Raw genomic sequence first — 26,285 nt, 5'->3', positions numbered from 1 at the left:
TTTTTATTTATACATACAGGATACATACAATTCATATTATTTATTTGTTTTGAATTTTTACCAAAAGACCTTATTTACACTCTTTTGTTCGTGTTCAGTTAATGTTTTATAAAGTTCATTTCTTTCTTCATCGCGAAGTAAATCATCAGGTGCTTTGATTAATGGATCAAACCAGTTTATCTTATTTTCTACCCAAATCGAAAAATCATTTTCCTCATTTGGAGGGCTTACATTCAACTTGTGCATTTTGCTATATTCCCGCATAGTTATTGAAATTTTCCAGCAAATTACCTGATTAATAAAACCTTTGAAACGCAAAATTTCCAGGTTCCTCGATTGTTTTAATTCCTCTTCTTGTTTCCTGATTTCTTCATATTTCTTTCGTTGGATCTCTCTTTGGATACGTTCCTCTTTTTCTTTTAAGGTTTTATATTCAAGATATGTAACAATATCTAAGATTCTATCTTCCAGGAGAATTTTTCCGTCAATCCATTCTTTTTGAGTATAGTAATTGCCTAAAATGACAGCTAATTTTCCTGCAGGGATAAATTCTCTACTCGGATAATCATTTGGATCATTGTATACTATTTTCATTTTTTCTTTTATGGATAACTTAATGTCTTCTCCATACATACGGATAAATACATTGTTGTACTGACTAATGATCTCATGATTTCTTTTTAAAAGAATTTTAAGTAGAGCATTAAATAGTACATAAGCTCTGTTTATATTTTTCTTAGAGACGCGTACATTAAATTCATTATTACCTGATTCATACATGCCTTTATATAAATAACATTGACCCAAAGAAGCTTTAGAGCTTAAAATCCGGGGGTGAGGATTAGTTAGTTTTGATGACACCTTAATATAACTTGATAACTTATCAATTAATTCTTGTTTTATCTTCTTTTTGATCATGGATGTTTCATTGGAATATACTTTATTCCCTTCTTTCAGACCTAGTATAATAGGTTTATCAAAAGTTCTTGTTGATAATTTTGTCTTTGTTACACAATAGCCATGTTTTATTTTTGACCAATAACCAACGGGAGGTAAAGGGATATCAAATTCTTTGCAACGTTTACGAATTATGTAATCCGAAATATTTAACCTATTAGCAAACTTATTAATGGGCTCCTCCCAGACTTTTGTGTAAAGTTCTTCTCGAGTAAATTCAATTTGTTTCATTTTTTAGTTTAAAGTTATGGTAAAATAAAAGAGGCCGCCTTTTTGGACAGCCTCATAATTTATGTTAGTAAAATGTTTTTTGGCGGGTGGAACGTATTCTCCTATAAAGGTTTTCTTTGCTCAATCCTGTTTGTCTGTTTTAGCCCACCCACGTTCCACACCGGCTTAGCCTTAGTTATAATTTTTTTTATAATTGTCTTCATAGTTTTCCAATTTATTTTAAGGTTAATATATAGTTTCCCAATGCTTCTAAAAGCACATATAATCGAAATTAATAATGAAATTAATTCCGCCCAGGGTGGAAGAATTTTCAGACTCACTAAAAGAACAAAGATATGTAGAAATCATCGTTATGACTGATTACAAAAATATAGAATTACAGTATCAATACAAAGTTTGGTTTAGATTACACCATCAGTTTTTCCAGCTCATCTTTCGTTTTTCTCCAATTGGGAGATAGTTTATTCAGGAGCTCATAAAATGCTGCACTGTGATTGAGATGTGCTAAATGGCATAATTCATGAATAATCACATATTCAATACATTTTTTTGGAGTTTTGATCAACTCAGTATTTAAAAGAATTTCACCTTTGGGGCTGCAACTTCCCCAGCGTTTATCCATCCATCTGTGTCTTAAAGTCGGTGTTCCTTTAAAAAAAGATTTTGAAAGTGGCACAAGTTCATCAAATAATTTATTAAAATGCTGTTCCGCTTTAGATTTAAACCATGCCTTTAATATAGTTTCAACATGCACTTTATTTTCTTTATCCTTTGTATAAACAATTATGCTACCGCCATGAAGTTTAACAGACTCTTTGTTTTCACTTATGAGTTTCAAACGGTATTGCTTGCCTAGATACAAATGTGTTTCGCCACTTACGAATTTTCTGGGAGGTGTTATTGGGTGAAATGATAAAAAAAAGTCCTGCTGTTTTAATATCCAGGCAGCCTTGTTGTAAACTTTCCCGGAAACTTTGTTTTTACTTGTGCCATTTGGTGCAATTACATGAACAGATTTATCAGGATATACTTTTATGCCTAAAGTTTTACGATTAGCAAAGTCTAAATAGTATTCGATAGTAGAATTACCGTATTTAATCTGTTCCTTAAACATACTACTTGTATTTATGTATGGCAATTTTCATACACTCTTCAATCAGATGATCGATTTCATCCCAATTGGGGCCAATATCATATTTTTGAAGGAGATCGTAAATCACGTCACTTAGCTCAATATTGATCTTTCCTCTTATATCAACATTTCTGTGAAAGTCAACAATCTTTTTGTTATTGAGGTAAATATTGTTTTTAACGACCCGGTCAATGGCTAACCCCATTTCAATATGAAAAGGTGTTTTTAAAAGTTCCAAATTGTTGTAAACAGATTTACTGTAATTGTAAAAAGCTAAAGCCACCTCATTTTTTTCTAGTTGTTCCGGTGCATCTTCCCGACGTCCTTTTAAAAAATCATCTTCAAATTTTTGTGCTCTTTTTAGATATTCGGCTTCACTAATTCTTTTTTGATGGTATGCTTCAATGGTCTGTTTGATGAGGTCTGCGAACCGGGTATAAAAAATCGGATCATCCTGCATTTTAACGTTGATGGCTTTAATTGTCCGGCTGGCAATATGATCAGCCTGTGCTGCTTTACCAATTATCTTTTCTACTTCAGCTTCCCGTTCTTCCTTATTAAAGATATCAACAAGATCGGTTATTTTTAAAATTTCCCCATCCGTTGAAAGATGTTTGTTGATTAACTTTTGCACCTGTGGCTCATATTCCCTGTAGGATATATCATCGTTGTACCTTCGTTTAACATCAACCCGAAGCTTTAAAAAGAACTTTGCATCCTGCTTGTAGTTTTTAATTTTAACTTCTTCTGTACTATTAACATAATGAACAGATGAAAGTGCCAGTTTAAGCATTCGTGCAAAAACAGAAAGTTTATCATAAAACTTATTTCTAATATCCTCCGCAGAAAGTAGTTCTTCGTATGCCGTGGCTTCCAGATTTTTCCCTTTCAGGCTTTTGAAGATATCCCAAATCTCGGCATGCGCCTGGGGTAACTTTTTAATTTCATCATCAATACTGGTTAAGGTTCCCGCCAGATCTTCTTTGTCAAATCCTTCAAGACCGGAATATGTATCTAATGCGTTATCAAGATTTTCCAGATTGCCGTAATAGTCTATGATGTAGCCATAATCTTTCCCCGGATATACACGGTTTACCCTGGCAATTGCCTGCAAAAGGGTATGTTCTTTAAGGCTGCGGCACAGATATAAAACCGTATTGTTAGGTGCATCAAAACCGGTTAGAAGTTTCGCAACCACAATTAATATTTCAGGATGGTCACGTTTTTTAAACTGATTAATAATACTTTTTTCAAAGGTTTTCAGATCGCCATATTTATCTTCCATGGCTTTGAAATAGGTATCTTCTCTCTGTTTTTCTTCGTTGTCGTCATAGTATGAATCTTCCATTCCCTCCCGCTGATCAGAGCGTGTCACTACCACTTCGGAAGAAATCTTCCCGATTTCGTCGAGATAGTGCTTATACAACAAGGCTGTTTTTATGGAAGGTGCCACCAATTGTCCTTTGGGTTTGTATGCTGTATCGCTTGACTGGAAGAAACCGGTATAATGCTCGCTGATATCCCAGGCTCGTGCATAAATGATCTGATCAGCCTTGTTAAGCTCGTTTATAGTATTGAATTTGCGTTTTAGCGCAGCTTTACCGTAATCGCTCAAGGGTTCAGATACTTTATCGAAGAATGTGTTTAACGGTTTTTCATTGATGGACATCAGGTTGTGCCGGCCTTCGTACAACAGGGGAACAACCGCACTGTCTTCAACAGCGTCAGTTACGGTGTAGGGTTTACCAATATATCCGCCGAATTTTCTGGCAGTGTTTTTTTCTTTTTTCATTAAAGGCGTGCCGGTAAATGCTATAAAACAGGCATTTGGGAATACCCTTTGCATACTCACACTAAAGCTGCCATATTGTGTGCGGTGGCCTTCGTCGATCAGAATAAATATATCTGGTGACGCAAAAGGTTCTTTACATTGTTTTACGGCTGCCTCAAACTTGTTTATAATCGTAGTTATAATGGCATCATCATTTTCGCTGATTAACCCTGACAGATGTGTTCCTGTTTTGGCCTGGCGAACTTCTTTCTGACATTTTTTAAATGTATCAGAAAGCTGGTCGTCCAAATCAATACGGTCAGTCACCAATAATATTTTGGGGTTTAAAATGTGCTTGTTGGATGCAAGTAACTGTGCCAGCATTACCATGGTTAAGGATTTCCCGCTACCCTGGGTATGCCAGATGACACCACCTGTACGTTTTCCTGCGTTATTAAACCGGGAAACTCTTTTAATGGTTTCATTCACCACAAAATACTGCTGATACCGGGCTATTTTTTTTACTCCATCATCGAACACGGTAAAGTTGCGGATCAGATCGAGCATTCTTACAGGTGTACACAGGCTGTAAAGCAATTCGTCCTGTTTGGTACATTTACGGGGTTCGTCGATCGATTGCTCATCAATACGGTCAAAATATTGACGGACATACCTGAATCTGTCTGAAAACAATTTGTTTTTATTTTCTTCAGTAAGTGGTGTGTTTTTTAGTCTGTTCAGTGCATTCCAATAGTTTGCTTCGGCGGTTTTTGAAGAAAACAGTTCTTTCCATTTAGACCAGAACTCCTTACTTGTTCCGGTAGTTGCATAGCTGGCATCATTGGTTGCCAGGCTTAATACCAGACCGGAGTAAACATAAAGTGAACGTATGCCATTTTTACTAAAATTTCGTGTGTGTTGTTCAATGGCCAGTTCTACCGGGGTTTTGGTACCGGTTAAAGAAGGGCTTTTGCATTCAACAATACACATGGGGATCCCGTTCACAAACAACACCAGATCGGGACGATAGGTATCGGTTCTGCCGTCACGAACCACGCTGAATTCTTCGGTAACATGAAAGGCATTGTTCTCAGGGTTTTGCCAGTCGATGTATTGCAAGGAATGACTTTTCTTGTCTCCATCTACCGTTTGCTCAAATGCCTTTCCCAGTGTGATTAAATCATAAAAAGCTGCATTGGCCGTCATAATGCCCTCATGAACCGGTAACTCTTTTACGGCAAGTATCGCTGAGCTGATATTGGCTTCAGAGAATTCGTATTCCTTCCCTTTGCGGGTAAAACTGTTTATTTTTTGCAGTTGAGTAAACAGTACTTCTTCAAATATCACCACCGAGTTTTTGCCCTTACGCCATTTCATGGCCTGATGTGGAGTGACATATTCATAACCCATATTGATGAGCAACTGAAGTGCCGGAATCTGAGAAATATGATCTTCGAGAAACGATGGGGTTGTCATAGTAATTCACTGTTTTATTGGTTGTTCAGAATACCGATAGGTGTAAATTTCTTTAAATTTCTTTCCTTTGCATTGCAAATATTGTATATTTGTCACGCTCATTCTTCCATATTAGGAGAACAGAGTTTCGAGGCTCGATGCATCACGATATGTACCGGGCCTTGCGTTTTAATTAGAACTCAAAATTTATTGTGATTAAATAATCACCAGGGCGTGTAAAAATTTTTACACAACTTTTAAAAATATTTTTGGTCCTTTTCATTACTTTCTCAAAACAGTAGTTATCAACAATTTGCAAAGGGTTATTAACAGTTTTTCGTTTGATTTTTATAAAAAACATCGTTTTCTGGCCCTTTTTCTGGCCCCTTTTTGGCCCTTTAATCTTCAAATTCCCCATTGTCATGTAATTGTTTCATCCCAATATCAAGTGCTTTTGATAATAACTCCATTCCTTTCAGGTAGTTTTCACCAATTTTATAGTAGGTTCCTTTACCTTGTCCATGTTGACTTAACTGATTGTTTTCTACCAGTTTTTTTACCAGAATCCGCACTTGTTTTCGTGATAAGCGACCCTGGAATAAATCCACAAAATCCTGCATTTTTGCGTCTTCAAATTTTCTAAGATGCTGTAGGATCAACATAAAAGCCTGATTATTATCCCAGTCTGTTTTGCTGTATTTACCTTTTTCATCAGCGAATTCGTAATAGGTTTTCGACAAAACATAATATGTACCACTTGTTCGACCTCTTTTTTCTATTAAATCTCTTTCAAGTAATTTGGTGATCACATTCTTGTCAAATGGGAAGTTCTTATTACCTTTTTTTATTTGACTCAGATGAATAACTTCCTGAACAGATAGCTTTTTATCGTCATTCAGCTCAGCCTGTATAGACTCAATAAACAGTGCAAATGCTTTGTCTTCTATTGTTGAGAAAAGATGAAGTTCAACCTGAAAATCATCAGATTTAGAATAGTCCGGATCGCCCTTGCCTTCCTTTAGTGTTTGGTAAAATATTTTATCTACTCCTTGTCCTGAACGTTCAACAATACCTGTTTTTTGCAATACATCTGTTAATAATCTGTTTCTTGGGGTACTTGAAATTGTCAGCAAGTTTTGAAGTGAAACGCCTAAAGGAAATCCTCCGGGGCTTACAATATCTAATCGTGACGGATATTGTTTAATTATCGTTTCACTCGATAACCCATAGTTACGGTGTGCAACCGCATTGTTAATTGCCTCTCTAATTACTTCTTTGTTAAAATAGGGGATATCGAAAATAAAGGGGCCATCCTGAATAGGGATTGAACCGTTACGTAAATTAATTGTATCCCAGAGCTGATCTGTTTCTAAGAAATACGGGCCGGAAAATATATGCCGTTGGTCAAAAACAATTTTCGATTCATCTTTTCTGTATTCTAAACGGATGGCAGACTGGGGAATCTTATTTTTAATAATTTCTTTCTTCCCAACCAGAATGACTGCAGCATTTGTGACTTTCCCGTCTGCCACTAAATCAAGATCGTTAAGCATTTGCTCTTTGCTTAATGTCAGAAACTGCGGATTATTTTGCTTTTTTGCATATGCCTCCCGTAATCGATTTATTGCCTCATTGTCCAGATCATTTATGGTTATTCCATCGCAAATTTTTTGTGAAAAGTCTGGTTCTTGTTCCTGTAGTATTTTAAGATATTGTTGGTCCGACATCGGTTTTAATTCTTCACCGACACGCATTAAGGCAACATCTTCGAACTTAAAAACTTTTCCTGCAGGTCGTGAAGGTACCTTTAGCACCACAACACGTTTTCCGTCTTCATCAAATAATTCTTCAGTTGAAACGCGAATTGCAGTATCATTGTAGATACTGCTTTCCAGATTACCCAGTGAATCCAGACTTTGTTGTGTTCCAACAACTTCGTGTGGAGTATTTTCTTTTATCCCAAACACAAGGCATCCGCCACCTTCATTTGCCAGGGCAGTAACGTAACCTAATATACATCTTCTGCGTTTTTTAGGTTCGGGTTTGCTGCCGCCGTTGTATGAAAAATTTCCGCCTTTGGCTTCTTTAAATTCCACCCTGTCTTCTGACTCTTTTAAATGAATGATTTCGGTTATATTCATGGTTAATCATTTTACTTTCACTCTGACTTCTCCGGTTAACAGCTTTTGCATTAAACCTTTTTTTTGTGCCTGCAATTGTGCCAGGTAAGCTTCCTGTTTTTTTATTTCATTATCGGCAGTAGTTAATACTTTGGCAATGGCCTGTTGTTCTTCAATTTCAGGTATTGTCATCTTCAGTGAAAAGAAATCATTAAGGGCTATATTTAATAAACCATGAGCCCTTCCTCCTTCCTGTGCAATTTTCATTAAGTTACGGACCATTAAACCTGCCTCGAAAAAATTTACTAAGAAATCTGAGTCAACGTTGTTTTTTAAATTAAAGCAAATATATAATGTTGTTACAACTGCTTTGTCAAGATTATCAAGCCTTTTAAATGCACCCATTGGATAACCATTTGAGTAGCTTTTATTATAGGCAAATTGTCCTCTCTTAATCAGGTAATAACCTGAAAGAGTATCGCTGGCTACACGTTTTTTAAAGAAGTCTTCCTGCTTTACAAATCCTCTTTGTGCTGAAATGGTTACGACATTGTCATTGAGTTCTCCATTCTTTGTTGTTAGCCTATTTGCAATATCTTTCAATTGAACTTCCTTCCATTCTCCACTAAATCCCTTTAACCTTGTTTTGCCTGAAAGCAACTGTTGCATTAAACCTTTTTTACGTAGTTTAAGTTGCGCAATCAGATTTTGGGTGTGTTCGATGGCTTTATCCCATGTGGAAAATATTTCGGCTATTTTGCGTTGCTCAGGAAGAGGAGGGATGGGAATTGATAAACTTAAAATGTCATTCCTAGATAATCCAGGAATCATATTCCCACTTGATAAAGCTTTAAGCCTACTTTGCTTGGTAAAAAGGTAATAATAACAAAATGGTTTATTAATCATATTTGAATCAATAGCCATTAACTGGCGCCCCAATATAACTTTAGGTAATTTTAAAATAAACAAAGTACCTACCCCAGAACCTTTTACTGTGATTATTACATCACCATAATTAGCGAATTTGTTAAGTTGCGAAGAAAACTTTTTTACTTCTGACATTTTAGAAGTAACATCAGTTGGACCTGTGAAGTATGGAGTTTCGTGACTGTTGTCTGAATATTGATCAGTATCCAAATGTTGCCCTGAGATTAGGTGAATTACTTCTTTTAATTTATCTACCTCCCAATCCTCCGGAATCCAGCCGATTATAGTTTTTTTATACCCTTTGTTCGAACCTTTTTCTGCAGACAATCCTTCCCTGTTTTTGCTAGGCTCTTTCTCCTTAAGGTTTTTATTTTCTGTGCTTCGTTCCATAACTTGTATGCATTTCAAACTCAGGGATTTGGTTTACTGGTCCGTTTTTTTGTTAAGGTTTTTTCTGTTGTATTGCAGATGCTCATATAAGGTTTGTCCCCAGGCCTTAACAATCATGTTAATTTCTTCGTCGCTTACCGGTTTATGCAGCAACCGCTGTATTTCTATGTTTTTTTGTAGCTTTATATCCGGGCTGAAAACCGGATAGGATAGCTTGTAATTGTATTTATCGAAATCAACGGTCAACCGGTACATACACCCAAACGGGTTTAATCCCCCTTTTTTATAGGCTCCAAAAGCTGCTTCAAAATAGGCTTCGGCTTTTGAAAGAGCCTTATCGTTTTTATGCACGGTATATATTTGTTGTAAAGCGTTTAAGCTTAGTAACTCTGAAAACGTGCGAAATGGTCCTTTACCATCCAGCATAAAACTTACGGAATGACCGGGCTTACTGTAAAAATCATTAAACTTAACCGTTACGGCTGCCAGTTTTTCAAACAAAGTAAAACACCAGCTTTCCATGCATTGTCCAAACACGGTTTCGGTTAATTCCAGTTTTATTTCGTTATCCTCATCTTCGGCATCAACTTCCTGTTTTAACAAGGCCAGTTGTTTATCCAGATCATCGTCTTCGTCAATATTCTCTCCTCTGGCTCCTTTTAACATCAGTTCAAGGGAATGATTCACCAGAGCGGTGACATAATCGAAAAAGAAACCCAGGTTACCGGCATCAGCTTGTTGAAGCGCTGCAAAGTAGTTCTCTTTGTCTTCCGTTTTTACAATAGCCGGCGGATAACCATGTTTCATTAAAATAAAATTCATCAGCAGTCTGGCCAGACGTCCGTTACCATCGTCAAAAGGATGGATGCGAATGAACCGGTAATGAAATTCAATAGCCAGGAGAACCGGATTCATATCTGATTTTGCAGATTCGTTTTTGTACCATTCCATCAGGTCCGCCATTTTGGACGGTGTTTCCTCCGGCGTTGCAAAATAGAACATTTCACCTGTTTGGGTCAATACGTGGTTGGGTACTGTTTTGTATTTACCCAGGGTGATCATTCTTTTTGTTGGCTTTCCATCAGGAGTCTGAGCAGGCATTTCATACGGCTCTTTCAGGATCAATTCATGCAACTGGCAGATAAAAGTTTCGTTTAAAGGTCTTTTTTCTGCAATCAGTTCTTCCAGCCATTTTATGGCCTCGTCGTGACCCTGCATTTCAAGATGGTCATGCAAAGGTTTCGCCTGAGCCGTTACGCCAAATAACAAAAGGGCTTTGGTTTCTCCATAGCTTAGTTTATTGCCCTCAATATTAGAAGAATGATAATTCCAGTCGAGCCTGAATTTTTGCATGATGCGCTGTTCCACTTCTTGTGTTAAGGGCCGAAAGGCATCCAGTTCTTTTTTTAATTCAACGGCTCGCAACAAGTTTTCTTTATACGGCATTTTTCAAATGTTTTAGTACCCTAATTCTTTTAAGTAAGCAGCCATTTGCTCCTCCACGGCTGTCATCTCGTTTTTTATTGACTCAATTTCCTTTTGGGTGGCTGCAATGTCAATCGGTTCTTCCTCTTCAAATGTATCTACATAACGGGGAATGTTGAGATTGTAGTCGTTTTCCCGAATTTCGTCCAACGTTGCTACATAGCTGTATTTGTCAATACTTTTCCTGTTTTTATATGTTTGGTATATTTTGTCAATATCTTCTTCTCGTAAGAAGTTTTGGTTTTTTCCGTTTTCAAAATCTCTGCTGGCATCAATAAATAACACATTTTTATCCTGTCCCTTATCTGTTGATCGGCTTTTGTCAAAAATGAGAATACAGGCCGGAATACCGGTTCCAAAAAACAGGTTGGCCGGCAGGCCTATCACTGCCTTCAATTTATTTTCTTCAATTAACGCTTTACGGATTTTCCCTTCGGAACTTCCACGAAACAATACACCATGCGGTAATACCACGCCAGCACGTCCATGTTCGTTTAAAGATTCCACCATGTGGGAAATAAAGGCATAGTCGCCTTTGCTTTTGGGTGGCACGCCACGCCAGAAACGTCCGTACTGGTCGCTAGCAGCCATATCGGCTCCCCACTTATCCAGTGAGAACGGAGGATTAGCAACAACGATGTCAAATTTCTTTATTGTATCATTTTCTTTATGCAAGGGATTATTTAAAGTATCACCCCATTCAATGGTAGCATTGTCCCTTCCATGCAGGAACATGTTCATGCGGGCAAGTGCCCAGGTACTTCCATTTACTTCCTGTCCGCTCAACGAGAAATTAGGGCTGCCAACTTCTCTTGCTGCTTTTAAAAGTAGCGAACCTGATCCGCACGTCGGATCATAAATGCGATCTTCTTCTTTAGGTTCAACCAGCTTAGCCAGCAGAGTGGAAACCCCGGGAGGAGTGTAAAACTCACCGGCTTTTTTACCGGCGTCGGAGGCAAAGCGGGATATTAAAAATTCGTAGGCATCACCAATCACATCGTTGTCTTCCAGATTGGATGGGCGCAGGTCCAAAACTGCAAAATCCATTAGCAGGTTTTTTAAACGACGGTTACGATCTTTGGTTTGTCCCAGGTTAGGTTCCGAATTAAAGTCGATGTTCCGGAATACCTTTTCAAGTTTTTCCCTGTTAGCATCCTCAATGTTTTCCAGTGCTACATTAATGAGTTCCCCTAAATTGTCGGCATTTCGTTGTTCGTACAGATAATCGAATGAACTTTCTTCATGCATTTTAAATCGCTCATATTTTAATGCGCGTTCAATACGAATTTCATCGCCGTTGTATTTCTTTTCGTACTCTTCCTTTTTTTCTTTGTGTACATCGGAAATGTATTTTACAAAGAGCATGGTTAAAATATAGTCTTTGTATTGAGCCGGATCAAGGGTTCCTCTAAAGGTATCGCATGCTCTCCATACTGTAGCATTAATGGTTGATTGTGATAATTTATTGCTCATTTAATTCATTTATTTCCTGGTTAATTGCAATATTAAGCAAACCTGTCTTTATGGCTTTCTTTTTTTCTAATAATTGATTTGCCAGATCCACGTCTTTTCCAAGGAGCTTTGATAATTCAATGACCTGTTTTTGTTTTTCTAAAGTTGGGATATTGATGATCAATTGTTCCAGTTCCTTTTTTTGTATGGATGGGATGGAAGTGCCTCCGCTTAATGCCTTCAATTTGTGTATTATTCTTTCAGAATTCAAGGTAATGGACAGAAACTCACTGATAATCCCTGTGGAATTCTTTAGCCTGACAATATAAAAGAGCGAAGATGGAATTGTCTTACCAAATTCTTCTTTATATGCCCAGGCAAACAGCCGCTGTCCTTTACCTGTAACAATGACATCATTTGTCTGCAAAATGTATTTGTCAGCATCTTTTATGGTATCCACAAATGATTCTTTGAATAGTGATGGCTCCAGAAGTTCGTCGAAGTGGCTGGAAACGAGATATTTTATGTTTCCTTTTATTTTGGCCTTTTCATAAGGGCCGTAATATATTTGTGCAATATCATTTAACTGACATCTCATATTTTTTTTAGTACGCTATTTCTAATTGCGTATACAAATATCAAAATATAAATGTTAAGAAACAAATTTATTTCTTAGTAGCGTATTTCGAAAATTAGAAAAGATGTAAAATGGAGTTGATAATAAAAGAGGAGTATTTGAATATTTTCAGAGGTTTTAAAGTAATTTTTTAATTCGCTAAAGGCTTGTTTTTGCACGACTGTAATAAGCTTTTATTCAGAATATTACGGGGCTAGCTTAAAACATACCTTCTTTTCAACAAAAATGTACCTTTATTTTGATCAAAATGTACCTTTATTTTTTCAGAAATCGTCGTCGTGTTTCTCTTTGGGCATTGGAGGCTTTAATATTGCCACCTCCCCAACTTAAACCGGATTTACGGGATCTGAATGGGGAATCATTCATTCCCCAGCCTGTATAGGTATCCTTGTCATCTGTTTTGCTGTCTTCATTCTTATGATCAGGCGATGATGAAGATTGATTTACGCTCTGTTTAGATCTGTAAGGTGTATTTTTCTCAACCATAACCAAGGGTAAACAAACTACAAACAGCAGCACCAGGCCGGCAATAAGGAAGATGTCCTTATAAGGTAAGGTTATAAATAGTCCAAGCAGGCGGATTACTAAAAGCAAAGCGCCTGCAATACCTGATATAGTTATAATTTTCTTAATCAACAGTCTTTATGTTTTCGGATTTTTCACTTATGAAATGGAGTACCAGTATCCCTGCGCGTGCGATAATGAACGTTATTATACCCATTAAAGGACCGAGCAAGGCTTTTTTGAGTCCGCCCGACAGCATGCTGGGTGTAATTTCACCCGAGGCTGCTACGTTGTCAAAGGCTTCAATAAGACCCAGTGTACGACCAAGGTAGCCCCAGGCTATGGCGAACCATCCTAAAGAAATCAACAGTTTGATGGTGCGGTCGTATTTGTTTTGTTGGGGCAAAGCCCGTACAAAGAGAACAATTTCAATGATCAGAATAATTATAATCGGATAGCTGATGAATAGTCCTGCATCCTGTAGTTTTTCAAATAGTGCCATGATAATGAGGTTTTAACGATTCAAATGTATTTTTATCCTTTTTTATTGCGTCCCGTACGGGACTTCATTTTTTATACCTAATAAACTTTTTACCTATATAAAGTCCCTCCGGGACTGTCCCGGAGGGACAAGACATTGGTAAAAGTAATATACCGTTAATAAAATTGTCCTGTAGGGACAAGATGTTATGTTCTCCGAACAATAACGATTCAAATGTATGAATTAAAAAAATTCAATTTTACAAAATGCGACCAGTGACTGGTTTAAGGGTTTGTTTAGCACAATAAGGACTTTAAACTAAACAGCAAACAGAAAAAGGGCGTAAAACGGTTGAACACCGATAATTCCTTCAATTCTGATACTTTTTCGTTAATATTGTTCAGGAATATTAGTTATGAGTAGGATAGACCTCTTTGATTTAAATGAATTAAAACGGGGTAAGACATTACCTTTTCATCTGCTTTTCTGGGTGGTAATATGGTTCTTTTACGCATATTTTTTCAGCTATAATTCTACCGATGAAGTGTATGTTACCTGGTTCTCCAGTGGCTTGCTTCCGGTTACTATGATCACCACTTACCTAACTATATTTAAGTTAATACCGGAGTATTTACTAAAGAAGAGATATGGTAAATTTGCGCTTTATTCTTTTTACCTGCTTATTTTTACGTCCTACGCAATCGTGCTGATAATCTATGCCTGTCTGATCCTAATCCTGAAGTTTAATGTGACCAACATGCCTCCGATGAGCAAGAATTTTACCTTTGTGCTCATCCTGGTTTATCTTGTTACTGGCCTGGTCGCATCTGCCAATATTGTCAGCAGAAACAGCAAAATGGCGACTCTAAATAAAGAACTGGAGAATAAGATTCTGAATACACAGCTGCAACTGAAGGAACAGGAGCTGAGCTATTTGAAACAACAGATCCAGCCCCATTTCTTATTCAATACACTGAACACGATTTATGGGTTTGCCATCAAACAGTCCACGCAAACACCGGATATCATTTTAAAGTTGTCCAACCTTTTGGATTATATCTTATACCAGGTAAATAAGCCGGCTGTCAGATTAAAAGACGAAATAGAACATATAAGAGAATACATCGAACTGGAGGAGATCAGGTTTTCTGATGTATTGGAGGTCAGCTTTGAAACCAGTAAGATATCAGAAGACACTGAAATAGCACCGATGATGCTCATCCCATTCGTTGAAAACGCCTTCAAACACGGATCGGTGATACGCAATAAACTCCGGATTAGTATAACCGTGAAAATGGAAGATAACGCCTTGTATTTTCGGGTTGACAATTCTTTTAAGCCGGATCATCAGACAACAGTAAATGGCGGAATAGGGATAGAGAACATTAAAAAGCGGCTGGAGTTAAACTACAAGGGAGCATATCAACTGAATCAGTTTACAGAAAGTGACCTGTATACCACAATTTTAGTCATACAGAATATTAACCAAACGCAACAATGAGCCCAAAGTCTATAAAGTGCCTGATCGTAGATGATGAAGCCATCGCCAGGGATGTACTGGAGAATCACCTTTCCAAAATCAGTTCGGTAGAGATTACCGGAATTTGTAAAAATGCCCTGGAAGCATTTAATATTCTTCAGCATCAATCAGTCGATCTGATGTTTTTGGACATCAATATGCCGGAGATATCAGGATTGTCGCTGGCCAAAACGGTTAGCAGGGATGTAAAAATAATTTTTACGACGGCTTACCGTGAATATGCTGTGGATGGGTTTGACCTGAAAGCTGTGGATTACCTGCTCAAACCAATTTCATTTGAACGCCTCCTGCAATCCGTGCAGAAGTATTTTGATGAACAGCATGTTATTGCAGAAACACATAAGGATGAAGCAGGTAAAGAGAAGAATGATTTTATGTTCGTGCGTTCCGACCGTAAAATGATAAAAATTAACTTTTCAGATATCGTTTTTATTGAAAGTCTGAGCGATTACCTTAAAATTCACACAACCGAAGTCGTAATTGTTACGCGTGAAACCCTCTCCAATATTGAAGCCGTACTACCGCAGGGCCGTTTTTTGAGAGTTCACAGATCCTATATTGTGGCGCCAAAGTATATTGATTCCTATACCAAAGAATACTTAGAGATCGGGAAAAATTCCATCCCAATCAGCAGAAGCTATAAAAAAGAGGTGATGGAACAGCTGGAGCAAATGGGATTGATGTAGTAACAAAGGAAGCTACAGCATAATCACAGGATAAAACCGGTTTAAACATCTAATATCAGCACCAGTCCTTAGAATAAATCCCTGTGTTGTTCCAAAGCCTCAATCAGCACATCAATATCTTCTTTGTTATTGAAAATATTAACAGATACCCGTACGCCCTGTCCACGTGGACTGACGATGATGTTTTTGTCCCGGAGTTCTGAGACAAGCTCGGTTGCCTGCGTGGTTTTTATAATGGTAATCCCGGACATATGTTTTTCATCTTCAGGACTGGTCAGTTCAGCCCCAAGTGCTTTCAGTTTTTTTTGAAGGTAAGTGGTGAGCCCAAGCACATGCGAGGTGACTTGTTCTTTACCGATGCGTTTAAAAAGCTCCAACGCCCCTTTCAGTGCAAATACAGGCGCAAAATGCGGACATCCGGATTCAACCACGGAGGCACGTTCCTCCGGTTCAAATTTCAGGTTGTCCATTTGTTCCGGATCTTCAATGCTGAGCCAGCCTGCAAACGGAAGTTTCCCTCCGGTAAGCCATTTTTTACTGATATAAAGTCCGCCAATACCATATCCTGCCGTAGCCCACTTCAGACCGGTAAAGACCAGGAAATCGATGTTCCATTTTTTAACATCCACAGGAAATACCGGAATGGCCTGTGTAGCGTTAACCACAAAAATCAGGTTTTTTCGCCTGCATAATTCCCCCAGAGCTTCCAGGTCCTGCCGGAACCCGGTGCAATACTGCACATAGCTGGTCATCAGGATTTTTACATCCGGATCGAGACTTGCTTCAATTTTTTCAATGGGATAGCGGAATCCGTCCTTCGGTTCAACCATTTTTAAGGCAACACCCTGGTTTAGCCATGGAAAGGTGGATGAAGGAAATTCGTCATGCATGGTGAGAACTTTGCCCTTGTTCTTATTCATCTGAGCTACCAGGTTCATCCCATGAGAGGTGTTGGTGGTAAAGGCGATCTCGCTGGCATCGGCTCCAATGTATTCGGCCACCATCTGGCGGGTTACTTCGGTTCGTTCCAGCCATTCTTCATATAAATTATCGCCCTGGGCCAGTATCTCATCATAGAATTGCCTGGCCTGCTGAGCAGCACTTGCCGAAAGAGGTGAGCCTCCGGCAGGATTCAGATACACAAACTCTTTGCAAACAGGGAATTCCTTTCTGACTTCTTTCCAAATATCCATAGTCTCTTTCTTTAAGAATATGCAATTAATACATTTTTGCAGGAAAAACCTGCAGGTTATAAATTATAATCATTATAAAATATGATATTGTAAGCAAATAAACAGAAATTCTGTGTGCTTTCATAATCGATTGACCTTTAATGCAATAAATCAGGATTGAGCATTTAGCGCATCTTAATAAGCTCCGGTTTTTTTATCATTTATTATCTTCAAACGTATAGGCAAATAGCTCAAGTGAGATTATTAATTATATTTGCTACAGCCGGTTAACCCGGGAAACTACATTAATTCAACTATTATTTACAATATCTAACTTTTTAAAAATGGCTAATATTAAATTTTATTTAGGAGAAGAAATTCCGTTGGAAATGCACAAGGTAAGAATGGTGCAACGCCTCGATCTGGTTCCGATCGATCGCAGGCTGAAAGCAATTGAAGAGGCAGGCAACAACACCTTCTTACTGTACAACAAAGATATTTACCTGGATATGTTAACCGACAGTGGTGTAAACGCCATGAGCGATAAACAAACGGCATCCATGCTTGTAGTGGATGACAGTTACGCAGGATCAGCAACCTACACCCGCCTAAAGGATAAGCTGAATGAAATTTTCGGTAAGAAGTATTTTCTCCCCGTTCACCAGGGACGTGCATGCGAAAACCTATTATCGCTGGCTTTTGTAAGAAAAGACACTTATGTTCCTATGAACTATCACTTTACCACAACCAAAGCTCATATTATGGTTAATGGCGGTAAGGTGCTGGAATTGCACATGCCCGAAGCATTAAATCCGGTGAGTTCTGAACAGTTCAAGGGAAACCTGAATCTGGATGATCTGCAGAAGTTAATTGACAAGGAAGGGGCTGAAAAAATTTCATTTATCCGTATTGAAGCCGGAACCAACCTTATTGGCGGTCAGCCGGTTGCACTGGAAAATTTTATTGCAACCAGTAAACTTGCAAAGAAATACAACATTCCGTTTGTTATAGATGCGAGTTTGCTTGCCGATAACTTACATTTCATTAAAACCCGAGAAGAGAAATACAAAAATCATTCGATCCGTGAGATAACAAAAATTTTGTCGGATACGGCAGATATCATTTATTTCTCAGCCCGTAAACTGGGACATGTACGTGGTGGAGGTATTATTACGAACGATGAAGCTGTGTATAAAAAACTGCTTGAAATGCTGCCGTTATATGAGGGATTCTCTACGTATGGTGGTATGTCAACACGCGAAATGGAAGCCATGACCATTGGTCTGGATGAAACCATGGATGAAGAGATGATCAACCAGGGACCGATATTCATCAAATTTATGGTTGATGAACTGGTTAAGCTGGGAATTCCGGTAATTACGCCTTCAGGAGGACTTGGAGCACACATCGATGCCATGGCATTTCTGTCACACGTGCCGCAGAAAGAATACCGTGCAGGTTCGCTGGCAGCTGCCATGTACCTGGTAAGTGGTGTAAGAGGTATGGAACGTGGAACCATTTCCGAAGAACGCGAAGAGGATGGCAGTGATCATTTTGCAGCCGTTGAACTTTTGAGACTGGCACTGCCGCGCCGCGTGTTTACCCTGTCGCAGGTTAAGTACACTGTTGACCGCTTAGCATGGTTGTATGAGAACAGAAAACTCATCGGTGGTCTGGAATTTTACGAAGAACCAAAAGTATTGCGTTTCTTCTTTGGTAAATTAAAACCAACCTCAGACTGGCAGGAAAAACTGGTAGCCAAGTTTAAAGCAGACTTTGGCGACAGCCTTTAGTACCTGAATAAAATTTAATAAGATAGAATCCGGGAATCGTCGATTTCCGGATTTTTTTTATCAATAAAGCGGATTATAAAAAGAGATTACAGAAAAAAGTAGGACAGGATCACGGCAAAAATAAGGCTGGGGATCATGTTGATAATCTTAAGGTTTTTAATCTCCAGAATATTGATACCAAGGCCTATCAGCAGCAAACCACCCACTGCAGTCAGTTCGTTGATAATGGGGTCCGTAAAGAAGTTTTGTAAGGAACCGGCAAAAAGGGTCAGACTACCCTGATAAATGATCAGTGGAATAGCAGAAAAAATCACGCCGATGCCCAGTGAAGCCGCCAATGCAATGGACGAAAACCCGTCGAGGACAGACTTCGCCAGCAACAGGTTTGGATCGCCCCCCAGTCCTTCTTCGAACGCACCCAGTATGGCCATCGATCCCATGCAATACAGTAGAAATGAAGTGACAAACCCGTTGGAGAAATTTTCATTTTTCGATTTTACACGCTTTTTTAGCCATTCACTGAACCGGTTAATTAATAAGTCTAAACGTAAAAGTTCGCCTGTTATGGCGCCCAGAACAATGCTGAAAATCAGAACCAGAAAATTGCCGGTCTTCGCAGCCATATGAATTCCCAGGAAAAGGGTAAACAATCCGATGCCTTGAAAAACAATCCGGGTTATATTTTTCGGCATTCTGGAATGAATTAAAAGACCGATGATACTGCCAATAATAATCGCACCGGCATTGATGAGCGTTCCCAGCATAATAATAAGTTGTTTTGTTGTTTATGTCCTGATCCTAACCGGAACATGAGCTGGACAAAAGTAAACCTGTGATTGTGCATAAAAGTAGTAATTTATAAGGATCCCAATATCATATTTGTTGGATTTACGTCTATGTGTAACACAAGAAAGGATTGAAGTAAGGGGTTAATTTCAAAGGTTAATTTTAAAAAAGTCAGGGAAGAATGGGTAATTTCTTTAATTTAGCGGCATTGATTTAAACCCGTTATATAGTTTTTAAAATGATGAAATATCTACATTACGTCTCCATCTTTATTTTCATAATCTGTTTTTCATTTACAGTGACAGCCCGTCCCGGTTCAGAACAGGTTCATCTCACGGCGCCGGAAGGAAATTCGTACCAGTGGCTTTATAACGGACAGCTTATCGGAGCGCAGGATTCGCAACAAATTATTGCGGCACAGAGTGGTACATATACTGTGCTGGTATCCATGAATGATGAAACAGTTGAAACAAAATCATATGTTGTGAATGTCACAACCGGAAAAGTAACGGTGTTTGTAATCGGTGACAGTACGGCATCCATTTATGGTTCAGATCTTTATCCGCGAACCGGATGGGCACAGGTATTACAGCCCTTTTTTAATTCAGATAACGTTGTAGTGAACGATCAGGCTGCATCCGGAAGAAGTTCCAAAAGTTTTTATGACGAAGGGAAATGGAACACAGTATATAACATACTGAAAGCCGGCGATTATGTCCTGATTCAGTTTGCACACAACGATGAAAAGACAACGGACCCAACCCGATATACAGATCCAGCGACGACCTACAGGGACTATCTGAAGATTTTTGGAAACGGGGCGAAAGAAAAAGGGGCGTATCCGGTTTTCATCTCTTCCATTCCAAGAAATAACTGGAGTGGCACTCAGATAAAACAGGCTCATGCGGCATACACGCAGGCGATGAAAGAAGTGGCAGCAGAACTGGAGGCACCGTTTATTGACATGGAAGCCAGCACCATGGCTTTTTTAAATTCTAAGGGGAAATCATATGCCACCGACAGCATTTTTAATAACCTCAAATCCGGAGTCTGGCAAAATTATCCCGATGGAAATTCAGACGGTACTCACTTGCAACAAAACGGAGCCTTTGAACTATGTAAGGTTTTGGTTGCTGATTTAAAACAAGTGACTGCTTTCAGTGAGATTCAGAGCCTCACATCGAATCTTGTTCCTGCTATCAGGATTAATGCCATGGCTGATCCTGATCTGAAAGGAAAGGTTACAGGCTACGGTGTATATTCAAAAGGTACAACTGTTACGTTAACAGCCACACCGGTTAACGGATACCGGTTTGTAAACTGGACGCTGGTCAATTCAACGGATGTCTATAGCACAGAAAAAAGCATCTCTCTGACTACAGACACATTAAGTTTGGATTTCCGGGCGCACTTTGAGCTAATTACCGCACTTCAGGAGCATAAGGCAGAGGACATAAAGGTATATCCGAATCCTGCTTCCAGTTATTTGAATGTAGATGTTAAGGCTCAGAGATGGCAGATCGATATCCTGGATCTTAGCGGACGGGCTATGTTATCGGGACAGAATATTAAATCGATAGATTTGAGAGGTGTAGCATCAGGAACCTATCTGGTTCATATTAAAACTGAAAATACTGAGGTTTACCGAAAAGTTCAGGTTCGGTAATATTTCAAAAATTCCTATAATAGAAGAAGAGGCTGTCCAAAAAGTGATATCAGAATTGTTTTTACTTACGGATTGTAAGTAGTTTTTACAAAATTACCCTTAAATCCCCTGAAGGGGACTTAAAGCCTTCCGTCAGCTGACGGAGAGGTTTGGAGTGGTAAAAGAAGGATTGCTTACATTTATAAGTTCAAAATATTTTTATTTGTCTTTTTGGACAGCCTTTGTTTTAGTGTCAGATTAAACAGCAACAGCTTTTACAGAAGTTTTTGTTCTGAGCGGTTTACCTCCACGGATCAGCAGCCAGACAGCAAAACCAACTTCCCCAATGGCCATTGGAGCGCTAAGGATCATCTCAATCTGTTCAACCTGTCCGATGTATTCAGGGAATAAAAATTTAGCGGCATGAATGCCAAAATAACTGAGGCCTGAAAAGATAAGGAGGACAGCCCAAATCCGTGGAATAAAATCTGACAAATAAACCAACACTCCCAAACCAATCAGGTGCAGACCGAACAGGATCAACCCGAATGACCAGGTACTTTTAAACGATTCGAGATGGGAGTTCATTAGTGCTATTGAGTCTGTTGTTCCGGCAGTTGACGTAAGTGGCAATATGGCGATCAGGTGATATATAGCAACAGCGAGAATTCCTGCATATACCATTCTGATTGTTGCTGTTGTAAATGCAAGTTTTTGATTTCCCGGCTTCAGATAAAGATAGAGAGACCATGCCACCAGCACATCTGTTATAAGAATAATGATCCACCCGGCTATTCCCTGTTTGAACATGGAAGCGGCTAACGATATATTCTGAAATGTAAGATCCGGATGATCATACACGACTAAATTAGAATAAATATATCCGTATGCTATCGCTGCAGCTATAGCCATAATAATGATTGAAATTCCTGCTGTTAATGCGTATTTTCTGTCTGTTGTTTTCATGATTTTATAATTTTATGATTGAACCATTATGATAACATTTCCCCTTTTATGACCTTTGGCAATGTATTCATGCGCCATGGCAACTTTTTCTAGCGGAAACTGGCGATCGATAACTGTTTTTAATTTTCCGTCCCTGAATATTTCACTAAGTTCTGATAACATGGTTTTGAGTTCATGATCCTTTTTCATGCCTGAAGCAGAGAATTTGGCTTTTTGTTTCCCGCTGATGCTGGTTTTAAGCATTCGAAGCAACAGCGATAATTTCAAAACGGGCGAAACGTAAACGCCACCTTCTTTTAAAACCTTACGCGATTTTTTAAACGAGCTCTTACCAACAGTGTCAAAAACCACATCAAATTTCCGGCGAATTTCGGTAAAGTCCACTTTGGTATAATCCAGCACCATGTCGGCTCCCAGGGATTTTACAAGACCGGTATTTTTTGTGCTGGTCACCCCAACCACTTCGGCACCGAGGTATTTGGCCAGTTGCACCGCAGCTGTTCCCAAACTTCCCGAAGCCCCGTTAATCAGTATCGACTGTCCGGGTTTGATTTTTGCAACTTCTTTAAGGAAATTGAACGATGTCAGATGTCCGTCGCAATACGCAGCAGCTTCAGCAAAGCTCATGTTATCTGGCATTGTTAGAATAACGCCTGTTTCAGGAACCGAAACATATTCCGCGTTGGTGCTGAATCCAAGTGTTGTTTCACCAAATACACGGTCACCTGTTTTAAAGGCAGTCACCTGATCTCCTGTGGCTTCAACCACACCGGAAAATCCTGTTCCCGGAATGGGATGTTTGGGTTTTAATAATCCGGTCATTAAGCGGCCAAAATAGGGTTTCCCTGTACGCATCATCCCGTCGGCGGTTGTAGCTGTTGTTGCATAAATTTTAACCAACACCTCATTGTTTCCTGCAAACGGTTTTGCCACATTTTGCAGTTGCAGTACTGCAGGAGATCCGTATCCCGTTGCCACGATTGCTTTCATATTAATTGTTTTCATATCTTTTGTATTTGAATGATTATGATGCAAATTAACGGCAACGTAAGCTTCCCGGCGTTCTGAAAAACACAGAAGGAGTTCGGAATTATAATGCTGGACTTAAAATTTGGAATAGGATTAAGAATTTAAGGTTTAGCAGGTAAGTTAGCGACCTTAGTGATTAATCGTTTTGCTTCTCCGTGGTTTTATTTAACCACAAAGGGCACTAAGAATTGCACAAAGGACACAAAGCAGGATTAACGATTGGATTTTTTTATGAATCCGGAATGTTGCACTAATGTACACCAGGTTTATTTTATCCTGACCTGAAATAAGGACATCACATATTCCTCCTGTGTATTTGTGTAAAACTGAAACGTACTGTCCGAACCTTTAATAACCCTGCTTTCATACAGTGTATAGTCGTACACATCCGCTACATTCTGTGTGATCAAACGGTAAACATAAACCGGCGAATATTTAACCGACAAAACGATGAGGAAAAGTAAGATGAGTGCCAGTGGAGTCAGAAGAATTATTTTAATTGCCTTTTTCATGGAGATAACATTTATGTTGATTCATGCAGCAAATGTAAAATCAATCTTCCGGATAGAAGTTCTGCATTATAAAACGGAACATATTGATCAGAAAAGGTTAAGAATTCTGTTTTAAAAAGGCGCTTGGTGTGAGGCCTGTCTCCTTTTTAAAAAACGTATTGAAAACTGTTTTTGAATTAAACCCGCTTTCATAGGCCAGTCCGATTAGTGAGATATGTGCATTGGCCTTATCGCTTGCCAGTATTTTAAAATGATCCACCCGGTAATGGTTGATGAATTCATTGAAATTTTTGCCCAGCCTTTCATTCAGCAACCATGACAGATGATTCGGATGAATGTTGATCTGTTCAGCCAGCGAGCGCAATGTAAGTTCCGGATCAAGATATGGCTCACGATCCTGAATATATTCAAGTAATAATTTTAAATAGGCCTCACTTGTTTCATTATTCAGTAAGGGAGCTTTCTTTTCCGTTAACGGATCTTCAAACTCAACTTCAGGGTAGAGTTGTTGGTGAAAAACCGTATATCGGGGTTCATTTGTTAAGCCTTTAACCAGCGGATCAGAAAAACTCAACAAAAAAATGGGGGATTTTAGCTTCAACGATGCTTCAAGAAGTTTAAAGGCTTCATCAAATTTCCCAAGATTAGCATAGGCCAGAAACAAGTATGAATGTGCCTGAAAAGCCATTGGATCCTGAGCTCTGAGTTGTAGCTTCTCTAGCTTTTCGGTCATTTTTTCCTGATCTCCGGCTATAATATCCACCAGACACGACATCCCAAGGTAATCATCCGGTATGATGATCTCTTCAGGCATGTTGTCAAGTGTTTTGCGCGCATCATCAGGTCTGTCAAGCATAAGCAGGATGTAGATCCGAACCGTAAAGGCAGGAATATTTTTCGGGTTCCGGCTCAGCAGATCATCATAAATCTCAAGTGCAGCTACGGAATCACCGGTTCTGTAAAGGTAGTAGGCTTTATAAAATAGTGTTTCCTGGTTTAACGGGTCAATCGATAATGCCAGTTGAAGATGTTGCCAGGCTTTTTCCATTTTACCCGCCAGGATATACAGAAAAGCCATATACTGCTGTGCTTCGGGGTAATTTGGTTTTAATGCAATTGCTTTACATCCGTGCCGGAATGCATCGGCATAGCTGCAATCGGTAAAAAAGGAAAGGTTCGCCAACTGATAATGCACGCCGGCATTTTCAGGATCCAGCTTATATGCTGTTTGTGTATGTTCCGCTGCTTTTATCCAGGCCTCAGCTCCCGGCATAAATTCCGTTGTGGCCATAAACCCATAGGCATCGGCCAGGCCAACATGCGATTCGGTATGGTTAGGATCCAGTTCCAGTGCTTTTTCGTAAAGTCCGATGGCCGTTTTTACATCCGCAGGATTCCATTTGTTAAAATAGTAATTGGCTTTAAGAGCCAATACGTAGGCATCGGCATTATCAGTTTGTTTATTTACCAGGTGATCACTAATTTCAAAATGCCCGGTATGTTCCCTTAGTTTTTCCGCAATAATAAGGCTGATCTCATCCTGAATTTCAAAGATATTTTCAAATTTCCTGTCCCAGGTTTCTGACCAGAAGTGCACATCCGTTTCGGCCTCAATTAACTGCGCCGTGATCCGGATCATATTGCCTGACTTTCGCACGCTTCCTTCCAGAACAGTAGCAACATTAAGTTGTGATGCAATGTCGCCTATCGGAATATTCTTATTTTTAAAATAGAACGAAGAAGTCCTTGAGATAACCTTAAGGGTTTTGATTTTAGCCAGGGCATTGATGATCTCTTCCGTTATACCGTCGCTGAAGAATTCGTTCTCTGGATCTGAGCTCATATTCATAAATGGCAGGACAGCTATGGTATTGGTGTTCATACAATAAACGGATTTAATATACTAACACACAAAAGTGGATTTTGCTTAAATATAATGTAATAATCGTATACAAATGGAGGGCTTTTGACCTGAACATTTGAATGCAAAATGACAGACTAAATTTTTTATGAGTTCCCATGAACTATCTGTGACAACTGAATACAATGTGTTGTAATTTTGATCCGGAAATCAAGAGCAGTTTTCTTGATCACTTTAGTATTCACATTTTAAACTGTTCGTTATGTCAAAGAATCATGAAACTCAAAAAAACACAAAAAAGGATCCTGCCAAATCGCTGAAAGAAAAACGTTTGGATAAAAAGGCGAAGAAGGAGATGAAATCGAAATCATAATCCGGGAATTCCGGGGTAGTCTGTTAAAGGGGCCAATTTGTAAAAAACTGGCTCTTTTTTTGTTATTTAAAATCATAACAAATAATGATTGACACACATTAAGTAAAGTATTAATATTGCGGCTCAGTTTAAGGAGTGGCCGCAAAATGAAACATACAATTGCACATTTAAAACGAGGAGAAAGGGGCATTATCGAACAGTTCTCTACAGAAGATATTCCGGTGAAATTTCAGGAAGTGGGATGCCTTCCCGGTAATGAAGTACAGTTGTTTCAGTTTTCGCCTTTTAAAGATCTGGTTTATTTAATAATTAATGATAGCCATTTTGCCATTCGTAAAGAGACCGCTGCTTTAATACAGATAAGGAGAGTGGAGTAAAAG

General features: G+C 38.8%; 21 protein-coding genes. 5 read left to right on the top strand and 16 right to left on the bottom strand.

The features are described 5' to 3' along the window. Window positions 1–57: 57 nt before the first annotated feature. The 10 genes from ACE1ET_RS08095 to ACE1ET_RS08050 form a co-directional block, all read right to left on the bottom strand. On the bottom strand, window positions 58–1,188 hold the full coding sequence (locus tag ACE1ET_RS08095; RefSeq protein WP_375727879.1) for a hypothetical protein: 1,131 nt from the start codon (window positions 1,186–1,188) through the stop codon (window positions 58–60). A gap of 406 nt (window positions 1,189–1,594) precedes the next feature. After that, the gene (locus tag ACE1ET_RS08090) at window positions 1,595–2,302 is read right to left on the bottom strand and encodes a M48 family metallopeptidase (RefSeq protein ID WP_375727878.1); all 708 of its coding nucleotides are present in this window, start codon (window positions 2,300–2,302) and stop codon (window positions 1,595–1,597) included. A 1-nt stretch (window position 2,303) separates the two neighbouring features. Then, window positions 2,304–5,567 carry a type I restriction endonuclease subunit R gene (locus ACE1ET_RS08085; protein ID WP_375727877.1) on the bottom strand — a complete coding sequence of 1,088 codons (3,264 nt, stop codon included), beginning with the start codon at window positions 5,565–5,567 and terminating at the stop codon, window positions 2,304–2,306. A 377-nt stretch (window positions 5,568–5,944) separates the two neighbouring features. Then, a complete protein-coding gene (locus ACE1ET_RS08080; protein ID WP_375727876.1) occupies window positions 5,945–7,687 on the bottom strand; it encodes an ATP-binding protein in 1,743 nt (580 codons plus the stop codon). 6 nt (window positions 7,688–7,693) lie between these two features. Then, complete coding sequence (locus ACE1ET_RS08075; protein WP_375727875.1) at window positions 7,694–8,983, bottom strand: restriction endonuclease subunit S; 1,290 nt, start codon at window positions 8,981–8,983, stop codon at window positions 7,694–7,696. Between the two features lie 33 nt (window positions 8,984–9,016). Next, window positions 9,017–10,429: a Fic family protein gene (locus tag ACE1ET_RS08070; RefSeq protein ID WP_375727874.1), complete on the bottom strand. Its 1,413-nt coding sequence runs from the start codon at window positions 10,427–10,429 to the stop codon at window positions 9,017–9,019. A gap of 12 nt (window positions 10,430–10,441) precedes the next feature. Beyond that, window positions 10,442–11,941: a type I restriction-modification system subunit M gene (locus ACE1ET_RS08065; RefSeq protein WP_375727873.1), complete on the bottom strand. Its 1,500-nt coding sequence runs from the start codon at window positions 11,939–11,941 to the stop codon at window positions 10,442–10,444. Further along, window positions 11,931–12,518 (bottom strand): restriction endonuclease subunit S, encoded by a 588-nt coding sequence (locus ACE1ET_RS08060; protein WP_375727872.1) that lies wholly within the window; start codon window positions 12,516–12,518, stop codon window positions 11,931–11,933. Before ACE1ET_RS08060 ends, ACE1ET_RS08065 begins: the two co-directional genes overlap by 11 nt. Before the next feature lie 294 nt (window positions 12,519–12,812). Then, window positions 12,813–13,193: a hypothetical protein gene (locus ACE1ET_RS08055; protein WP_375727871.1), complete on the bottom strand. Its 381-nt coding sequence runs from the start codon at window positions 13,191–13,193 to the stop codon at window positions 12,813–12,815. Next, on the bottom strand, window positions 13,186–13,563 hold the full coding sequence (locus tag ACE1ET_RS08050) for a MotA/TolQ/ExbB proton channel family protein (RefSeq protein WP_375727870.1): 378 nt from the start codon (window positions 13,561–13,563) through the stop codon (window positions 13,186–13,188). The genes ACE1ET_RS08055 and ACE1ET_RS08050 overlap by 8 nt, the downstream gene beginning before the upstream one ends. Before the next feature lie 394 nt (window positions 13,564–13,957). On the opposite strand from ACE1ET_RS08050, the gene ACE1ET_RS08045 reads away from it, so the two are divergent. Both ACE1ET_RS08045 and ACE1ET_RS08040 read left to right on the top strand, forming a co-directional pair. Beyond that, on the top strand, window positions 13,958–15,043 hold the full coding sequence (locus ACE1ET_RS08045) for a sensor histidine kinase (protein ID WP_375727869.1): 1,086 nt from the start codon (window positions 13,958–13,960) through the stop codon (window positions 15,041–15,043). After that, entirely contained in the window at window positions 15,040–15,768 is a 729-nt protein-coding gene (locus ACE1ET_RS08040) for a LytR/AlgR family response regulator transcription factor (protein ID WP_375727868.1), read from the top strand. Before ACE1ET_RS08045 ends, ACE1ET_RS08040 begins: the two co-directional genes overlap by 4 nt. A gap of 68 nt (window positions 15,769–15,836) precedes the next feature. On the opposite strand, the gene ACE1ET_RS08035 is transcribed toward ACE1ET_RS08040, so the two are convergent. After that, window positions 15,837–16,961, bottom strand: a complete 1,125-nt coding sequence (locus ACE1ET_RS08035; protein ID WP_375727867.1) for an aminotransferase class V-fold PLP-dependent enzyme — start codon at window positions 16,959–16,961, stop codon at window positions 15,837–15,839. A 323-nt stretch (window positions 16,962–17,284) separates the two neighbouring features. On the opposite strand from ACE1ET_RS08035, the gene ACE1ET_RS08030 reads away from it, so the two are divergent. Continuing rightward, window positions 17,285–18,733, top strand: coding sequence for a tryptophanase (locus tag ACE1ET_RS08030; protein WP_375727866.1), 1,449 nt, complete (start codon window positions 17,285–17,287; stop codon window positions 18,731–18,733). A gap of 86 nt (window positions 18,734–18,819) precedes the next feature. Here the strand turns inward: ACE1ET_RS08030 and ACE1ET_RS08025 are convergent, their stop codons facing one another. Beyond that, a complete protein-coding gene (locus ACE1ET_RS08025) occupies window positions 18,820–19,497 on the bottom strand; it encodes a DUF554 domain-containing protein (protein ID WP_375727865.1) in 678 nt (225 codons plus the stop codon). Between the two features lie 260 nt (window positions 19,498–19,757). Between ACE1ET_RS08025 and ACE1ET_RS08020 the strand changes: the two genes are divergently transcribed. Beyond that, window positions 19,758–21,185, top strand: a complete 1,428-nt coding sequence (locus tag ACE1ET_RS08020) for a T9SS type A sorting domain-containing protein (RefSeq protein ID WP_375727864.1) — start codon at window positions 19,758–19,760, stop codon at window positions 21,183–21,185. A 237-nt stretch (window positions 21,186–21,422) separates the two neighbouring features. Here the strand turns inward: ACE1ET_RS08020 and ACE1ET_RS08015 are convergent, their stop codons facing one another. The 4 genes from ACE1ET_RS08015 to ACE1ET_RS08000 form a co-directional block, all read right to left on the bottom strand. After that, entirely contained in the window at window positions 21,423–22,130 is a 708-nt protein-coding gene (locus ACE1ET_RS08015) for a DUF4386 domain-containing protein (RefSeq protein ID WP_375727863.1), read from the bottom strand. Window positions 22,131–22,142: 12 nt separating this feature from the next. Then, a complete protein-coding gene (locus tag ACE1ET_RS08010) occupies window positions 22,143–23,135 on the bottom strand; it encodes an NAD(P)-dependent alcohol dehydrogenase (protein ID WP_375727862.1) in 993 nt (330 codons plus the stop codon). A 290-nt stretch (window positions 23,136–23,425) separates the two neighbouring features. Then, a complete protein-coding gene (locus ACE1ET_RS08005) occupies window positions 23,426–23,671 on the bottom strand; it encodes a hypothetical protein (RefSeq protein WP_375727861.1) in 246 nt (81 codons plus the stop codon). Window positions 23,672–23,768: 97 nt separating this feature from the next. Beyond that, a complete protein-coding gene (locus ACE1ET_RS08000; RefSeq protein WP_375727860.1) occupies window positions 23,769–25,553 on the bottom strand; it encodes a helix-turn-helix domain-containing protein in 1,785 nt (594 codons plus the stop codon). Between the two features lie 498 nt (window positions 25,554–26,051). Between ACE1ET_RS08000 and ACE1ET_RS07995 the strand changes: the two genes are divergently transcribed. Then, on the top strand, window positions 26,052–26,282 hold the full coding sequence (locus ACE1ET_RS07995) for a FeoA family protein (RefSeq protein WP_375727859.1): 231 nt from the start codon (window positions 26,052–26,054) through the stop codon (window positions 26,280–26,282). Window positions 26,283–26,285 lie beyond the last annotated feature (3 nt).

The sequence above is a fragment of the Quyinboa mangrovi genome, assembly GCF_042219825.1.
GTDB lineage: Bacteria > Bacteroidota > Bacteroidia > Bacteroidales > UBA5342 > JBHJHP01.
The sequence above is the reverse complement of the archived record's forward strand: the minus strand, read 5'-3'. Positions and strand labels throughout refer to the sequence as shown.